Source organism: Psittacicella gerlachiana (genome assembly GCF_003585965.1).
Lineage (GTDB): Bacteria > Pseudomonadota > Gammaproteobacteria > Enterobacterales > Psittacicellaceae > Psittacicella > Psittacicella gerlachiana.
Map to the genome: position 1 here is coordinate 1 of NZ_NRJF01000022.1, position 5,842 is coordinate 5,842.

Annotated in this window: 5 protein-coding genes; 1 reads left to right on the forward strand and 4 read right to left on the reverse strand. The window is 30.3% G+C overall.

What is annotated here, in order from left to right; translation table 11 throughout:
• Positions 1 to 45 precede the first annotated feature (45 nt).
• Positions 46 to 876, forward strand: coding sequence for a 16S rRNA (adenine(1518)-N(6)/adenine(1519)-N(6))-dimethyltransferase RsmA (rsmA, locus tag CKF59_RS00680; RefSeq protein WP_119534061.1), 831 nt, complete (start codon positions 46 to 48; stop codon positions 874 to 876).
• Between the two features lie 39 nt (positions 877 to 915).
• On the opposite strand, the gene prmA is transcribed toward rsmA, so the two are convergent.
• From prmA to CKF59_RS00700, 4 genes are all read right to left on the reverse strand, one after another.
• Entirely contained in the window at positions 916 to 1,818 is a 903-nt protein-coding gene (gene prmA, locus CKF59_RS00685; protein WP_119534062.1) for a 50S ribosomal protein L11 methyltransferase, read from the reverse strand.
• 1 nt (position 1,819) lies between these two features.
• A complete protein-coding gene (gene panF, locus CKF59_RS00690; protein WP_119534063.1) occupies positions 1,820 to 3,304 on the reverse strand; it encodes a sodium/pantothenate symporter in 1,485 nt (494 codons plus the stop codon).
• 188 nt (positions 3,305 to 3,492) lie between these two features.
• Complete coding sequence (gene coaD / locus CKF59_RS00695) at positions 3,493 to 4,026, reverse strand: pantetheine-phosphate adenylyltransferase (protein WP_119534064.1); 534 nt, start codon at positions 4,024 to 4,026, stop codon at positions 3,493 to 3,495.
• Position 4,027: 1 nt separating this feature from the next.
• Positions 4,028 to 5,683 carry a glycosyltransferase N-terminal domain-containing protein gene (locus tag CKF59_RS00700; RefSeq protein ID WP_222985450.1) on the reverse strand — a complete coding sequence of 552 codons (1,656 nt, stop codon included), beginning with the start codon at positions 5,681 to 5,683 and terminating at the stop codon, positions 4,028 to 4,030.
• Positions 5,684 to 5,842: the final 159 nt, after the last annotated feature.

Consider the following 5,842-nt stretch of genomic DNA (forward strand, 5'->3'; position numbering starts at 1 on the left):
TTCTTCCCTTATCTTTACATACATAAATAACAAGTTTATAACCATATGCAAAACAAAAGTCATTTAGGACATGTAGCCAAAAAAAGATTTGGACAAAACTTTCTTATTGATCAAGACATAATCCATGCAATTGTCTTAGCGATAAATCCTACAAATAACGACAACTTAATTGAAATAGGTCCAGGACTTGGGGCTCTTACAGAACCTGTAACCGATAAAGTTGACCACCTAACAGTAATTGAAGTAGATAAAGATTTAATCGAAAGATTAAAAAATCATCCATTCTTATCTAAAAAACTTGAAGTCATTGAGAGTGATGTCCTAAGTATAGATTTTAGTACTTTAACTAAACCTGAACAGAAAATGAAAGTTTTTGGAAACTTACCATATAACATTAGTAGTCCTTTAATCCTTCATCTTCTAAATCATACAGATATAGTATCTGAAATGACTTTTATGTTACAAAAAGAAGTTGTAGAACGCTTAGCTGCCGTAAAAGGTAATAAACATTACGGACGCTTAAGTCTTATTACTCAATACTTTTGTAACGTAATTCCTGTTATAGATGTACCACCAAATAGCTTCAAACCTGCACCGAAAGTTGATAGTGCTGTAGTTAAATTAATTCCTCATCAAGTAATTAAAAATCCGGTTAAGCGAGTAAAAGACTTTGAAACCGTAACTGGATTAGCTTTTGGACAAAGAAGAAAAACCATACGTAACTCTTTAGGCAAATTAATCCTTGATCAAGACTGGCAAGGCTTAGCTCAATTTAATATTACGCCAAATATGCGTGCTGAAGAACTAAGCTTAGATCAATATATTAATCTTACAAATTTTGCAATCGAAAATAATCTATTCGAGCGTTTAAAATAAATAATACCCCTCTGATTTTGTCAGAGGGGATTATATTTACTATTTTTTAATACCTGTCACTCGAATCCATTCTTCATCATGATCTACAGCTAAAATATTAAAATCTTTTTGATAAGAGTTAATTATTTCAGCTTCTTTTATATCTAAAATACCTGATAAGGCGATTAGACCTTGTGATCTCGTGAGATTTGCTAAAGTTGGTTCTAATTCAACTAATGGACCGGCTAAAATATTTGCAAGCGTAATATCACTTTTAACATCTAGCTTTGCAAAATCATCAACTAAATAAGTTTTGATTTTATCTTTAACTCCATTATTTGCTGCATTAGATAAAGTAGCTTCAATAGCTTGTGGGTCTATATCGACACAATAAGCTTCTCTTGCTCCCAGTTTAATTGCTGCTATAGCAAGGATACCAGAACCACAACCATAATCTATAACAACTTTATCTTGTAACTGACCAGTTAAAGCTAAAGCATCTAAATATTGTAAACACATTCTTGTGGTTGGATGCGTCCCTGTACCAAAAGCCAAACCTGGATCTAAATCAACGACAACAGCATCTGCTTCATCAACTGTTTGATTAGATGGACAAATCCATAATTTTTCACCAAACTTCATCGGATGAAATTGATCCATCCATGCTCGAACCCAATCTTGATCCTCTAAAACTTCAATTTGATAATCCAATACTGTTACCGCTAAATATTGTTTTAGATTATCAATAATCTGCTCAGCATCTACATCATTTTCAAATAAAGAAATAACATTAGTATTTGGCCATAATTCAATCTTGTTTAATTCAGGTTCAAAAACAGGATCATCTTCATTATCCATAAATGTAGTAGAAATAGCTCCATATGAATCAAGAGCTTGAGCTACTTTTTCAGCATACTTATCATCAGTTAAATGTAACTTAACCGTAATTTGAATCCAAGACATATTAATTTTTTTGTAATTTAATAGTTAAAATTTGAACAATAAATACTGCTATCAATGAGAACAGTAGAGCAGGAACTATTTGATGGAAACCTAAAATATTAAATTTTGTAAAGGTTAAAATCGCATAACTTCCCATACCAACAACTACGCTTGTAATGGCAGCATACTTATTGATACTTTTTACAAATAAACCAAGAAGTATTGGCCATAAGAATGTAGCTTGTAAACCACCAAATGAAAGTAAATTTAACCAAATAAGAATATTTGGAGGATTTATACTAAAGATTACCGCTAAAATAATTATTATTAGCGTGGTAGATCTAACAATATATCTCACCTTTCTTTGCGATTTTACATACTCACTCTCAGTAAGCTCAGGTGTTGGAAAATAACGATTTTTATTCGTAAGATAAATATCGTTTACTAAAGTGGATGTACACTGGATTAACATGCTATCTATTGTTGATAAAATCGCAGCCATAGGTGCGATTAAGAAAATAGATGCTAATAGCGGATCCATAACCTTGGTAATTAACTTTGGAATTACTAAATCTGGACTACTAATTTCATCTCTTGCAAATACCCCATTAGCTAAAAAACCAGCTAAGTGCATTGCGGTTAAGATAACAAAAAGAACTATAGTTGCAATGATTATTGCTTTAAAACGCTCTTTTTTACTCTGAGATGCCATAGTTCTAATAACTGTTTGTGGTAATCCTAAAATCCCAAAACAGACTAAAATCCAGAAACTAAAATATAATTGCGGAGTTATAATTGCATTAAAAGGATCGAATAACTCAGGATTATTAGTCTTTATTACTTCCGTAGCTTTTTCTAGTCCGCCGATATAATCCAAAGTAAAGTAAATTAAGAGTATTGCTCCTAAGAACATTATACTCCCTTGTAAAATATCTGAGTAGCTTAAAGTTTTAAAATTACCAAAGAAAGTATAGATTGCAATTACAATCACAAAGCTAAATAAAGCAACTTTATAATCTATATCTAAGGTTCCTTGAAGAAGACGAGCAGCTCCTATAAATTGCACTACAATACTAGCAATAAAACAAACTACAAGAATTAAGCTCGTTAGATTTACAAGAAACGGACTTTTATACCTTGCTAATAAAACTTCATTAACGGTTGAACAATTATACTTAGTGGCAAATTTATTAATTCTATCCCCTAATACCGTAAATACAAACCACATGGTCGGTACTTGAATTAAAGCAATTACAACCCAGCCTAAACCATAGTAAAACGCCGTACCAGGTCCACCAATAAACGAAGAAGCTGAGGCATAAGTACTGGCTGCTCCCATAGCTAAAGCTAAAGCCGTCATCCGACGATCAGAAACCGAATAATTTTGAATAAAACTAACTTTTTTGCCTTTTAAAGATTTTAAATCTCGATACTTAATAAATAAGTTAAAGCTTAACAAGGCAATAAAGTATATAAATATTGGAGCAACAACCATTAAATGACTCATAATTTATTACTCCTTTGATTTATGATACAAATAAAATAAATAGATAATGAAAGAAATAGGAAGATATCCCCCTACTATTTCAAAATATAAAGGTAAAGAAGTTATTAACCCTTTAGTATCAGAAAAAAATATTAAGGATAATACCCATACCGAAACATATAACACAAATGGAATAATTAATCTTTTAATCATAAATTACAAAACTCCACTATCTTTTGTGCTACTGATGCATCTAGCCATAGAGTAGCATAGTTAAGAAAATTATCTCTATCTGTTAAAAGTTGTCGTACCGATGTTGATGAAATATAGGTATACTCCTCTGAAGCAATTAAATACAAGGTTTCAAAATTGTCTTCTTGGTAATCTTTTTTATATATTTTGCTATTAATTACCTCTGCACTATGTTCATAGTCAAAATCTTGAGAGTTTCTTATTCCTCTAACAATAAAATTGGCTTGAGTATCATAAAATTCTTTTGCTAAAAAAGAGTTAGAAGCTCTAACCTCAATATCACAATTTTCTATTTTTAACTTTTTAACAGCAATTTCGACTAGCTCAAGACGTTGCTGAGTACTAAAAGTATATTTCTTACCAAAATTATTCATCACAAGAATAATCAACTTATTACAAGTTTTACTAGCTCGCTTTATTAAATCCATATGCCCCAAAGTAATTGGATCAAAACTAGCAGGTAATAAAGCTATCACATCTTGTTTTTTCATCTTAAACCATTTCCAAAATTTTTAAATGATTGAGAAGAGCATTTTGTTGATTTAAAAAATACTTATATGCTAATAACTCTTTAAATCTATATTTACTAGGATCAGAAAAATCAGCTAAAGAAGATTGCTCTTCAATATAGCTATATAATTCTTTAGCAGTTAAACTTTGATACTCTTTTATATAAGTAACTATATATGCTTGTAAATTGGTAACATAAACACTTGGAGCATCATTTTTACTATATGGTTCAATTACGTTTACACAATTAAGAGCTGATAAACTATCGACAACTCCTAACTGATTTTTATAATTAGGACCTATAATTATCGAATTGAGATGAGAAATAGGATCTATTAAATCATGCCCACCTACTTTATTAAAAGTTCCCCCAACAATAGTTAAATCCATGAGTTGATAAAAACTTGCTAAATCTCCAATTGTATCGATTAATAACACACTTCTAGGGTGATTAAATCCTAATAACTCTTCAAGCTTATCCCAATATTTATTAAATAAATTCTGATTATTGTCTTTTAAAAAAGATAAGAGTTCACTATGAGATAGAGAAGACAATGAGTTTAAATCCACTTTCTCAACTTCTCTTGATAATTGAGACATTAAACTCTTATATTGCTCTTGCATACTAGATAAACTCGTAACTACCCAGTTATTATCTTTTAAAAGTTGCGAGATTTTTGTAAAGTTTTCAGGATGACGAGGGGCAACAACGAGATTGAACCCATTGTTTATACTTTTTATCGCTTGTAAAGTTATCTCAACCTCATCAGGATAAGTAGAAGCTAATAATAAATTTACCTTATTTTGTTGTCTATAGAATTTATACAGTAAATTAGTAACTTGTGACCATTTATTAAAACTATGCTTATTAAACTTTAAGTTATTACCTATAAAAACTTTTGGACTTAAAGTAGAGTTAATTAATTGTTGATATTTTCTCAATTTAGGTTCAACTTTAAAGAGAAGATTTTTCTCTAGTGAAGCTGAAATTCCATATTGAATCTCTTGTGAAGAGAGTTTTAAATTTTCTAGCTTTTGCTTACTTATAAGAGCTTGATAAATACTAGCATTTGTTGCATCTTGGGCTATTACTTTTTTAAAGCTCATGATGCTATCATTAAGCAAGCCCTTTTGATATTTAGAAAAGTTCTTTACTGATAATCTTGCATTTATAAGATATAATTGGCTAGTTTCTTTTAACTTACGAATGAACAAAGGCCAAAGCTCTGTTTCGACAAATAATGATACTTTCGGATGAAAGGTATGAATAAAATTATTTATTGCTCTTTCATATTCCAAAGGGGTATATACAACCGTTATCTGCTCTTGGGAAAATTTTTTCACAAATTGCTTAGCAGCTTTTAATCCTGTGGGAGTATTTGTCGTAATAACAATTGGCGAAAAAAGTAAGTCTTCTTTCAATAAACCATTTTGTTGTAGTAAAAAATACTGCTCAATAAAAGATAAGATTAAATTTACTTCACCTAAGGACGCAGCATGTATATGAAGTGATCCATATTGTTTGCATTGGGAAATTAAAGAAGAGTTCTCTTGGTAATCTCCTTTAAATCTTTGCTGCAAATTTGTTAAATAATTTGGATCTTTTTTACCTCGACGCTTAAAATAAAATTTAACCAAAGGGGTAAGACAAAACCATAACTTTTTATATAAGAAATAACCAAACATTTTTCCACCCGTTTACATAGAGAATTTAAAGAAAAAGAGGAGGCATTAGCCTCCTCTTTTTCTAAATCAAATTATTTGATTTTAGCTTCTTTAAATAAAACGTGTTTACGT